We start from the raw sequence: 1,298 nt of genomic DNA, 5'->3' as shown, positions 1-1,298 counted from the left end.
AGTGAGGAATGAGGAGTGAGGAATGAGGAATTAAGGTATCGCCTGCGGCGATGATTATTTTTTCGTAGGGGCGACCTTTGTTCGCCTGCTTGTTCCAACACTTTTTGCGATTTTATTTGTAGGGGTGAACACTGTTCGCCCGCTTGCTCCAATTTGTCTGCTTATTAAATGTATATGATATGCTTATATTTACGAAATAAAAAGAGGGTAATATAATGAAGATTTTAGGAATAGAAAGCTCCTGCGATGAAACAGCCTGCTCTGTTGTTGAAGACGGAAAAACGGTGCTTTCAAATATAGTTGCAAGTCAGATAGACGAACACAGGCTTTATGGTGGAGTTGTGCCTGAGATAGCCTCACGCCGCCATGCGGAGAACATAACATGGGTAACAAAAGCCGCTCTTGAAGAAGCAAACTGCACAATGGAGGATATCGACGCTGTTGCAGTGACCTATGCTCCGGGACTTATCGGTGCACTTCTCGTGGGAGTAAGCTTTGCAAAGGGACTTGCCATGAGTGCAGGCAAGCCTCTTGTGCCTGTTCACCATATCGCAGGTCACATTGCCGCAAACTATATCTCTCACCCTGAGCTTAAACCGCCTTATCTTTGCTTGGTCGTGTCGGGAGGACATTCACATATTGTAGAGGTGCTTGATTATTCAAGATATCATGTTATAGGCAGAACAAGAGATGATGCCGCAGGCGAGTGCTTTGACAAGGTAGCGAGAACATTGGGCTTTGAATACCCTGGTGGAAAGTTTATCGACAATGCCGCAAAGTCAGGTGATCCTAATGCCTATAAGCTCCCTCACCCAAAGGTGCAGGGCAGTGAATATGACTTCTCATTCAGCGGACTAAAAACTGCCGTTATAAACCTTGTGCATAATGCCACACAAAAGGGCGAAACTGTCAATGTGAACGATATGGCGGCTTCGTTCCAGAACACCATATCTGACATTCTTGTAGACAAAGCGATGCTTGCCGCAAAAGATCTTGGGTATACTACCATAGGGCTTGCAGGCGGCGTTTCGGCAAACTCAGGGGTAAGAGAGAAGCTTCAAAAAGCCTGTGACAAGCGTGGCTATAAGCTTTATATGCCTGAGTTCAAATACTGCGGCGATAACGGAGCAATGATAGCCTGTCAGGGATATTTTGACTATCTTGCAGGCAGACGAGCAGACGAAAGCCTTAACGGCATTGCAACGCTGTCGCTGGATAAGATTTCGGAATAATTTTATGGATAAACCTGTAAGGAAAATCATAAGACTTGATAATTATGATTATTCCAAAAATGGACT

At 44.8% G+C, this 1,298-nt stretch carries 1 protein-coding gene; it reads left to right on the top strand.

Features of this window, described 5'->3' with window-relative positions; all coding sequences use genetic code 11:
* The first annotated feature begins 215 nt into the window (after positions 1–215).
* Positions 216–1,232 (top strand): tRNA (adenosine(37)-N6)-threonylcarbamoyltransferase complex transferase subunit TsaD, encoded by a 1,017-nt coding sequence (tsaD, locus tag QVO88_RS03440; RefSeq protein ID WP_022287128.1) that lies wholly within the window; start codon positions 216–218, stop codon positions 1,230–1,232.
* The last annotated feature ends 66 nt before the right edge of the window (positions 1,233–1,298 follow it).

It is taken from the genome of Ruminococcus sp. CAG:57 (assembly GCF_000435935.1).
GTDB lineage: Bacteria > Bacillota > Clostridia > Oscillospirales > Ruminococcaceae > Hominimerdicola > Hominimerdicola aceti.
This window is presented reverse-complemented; position numbering and strand designations above follow the sequence as displayed.

Coding starts and splice junctions, on each gene's coding strand:
- tsaD (WP_022287128.1), top strand. CDS start 216: ATGAAGATTTTAGGAATAGAAAGCTCCTGCGATGAAACAGCCTGCTCT.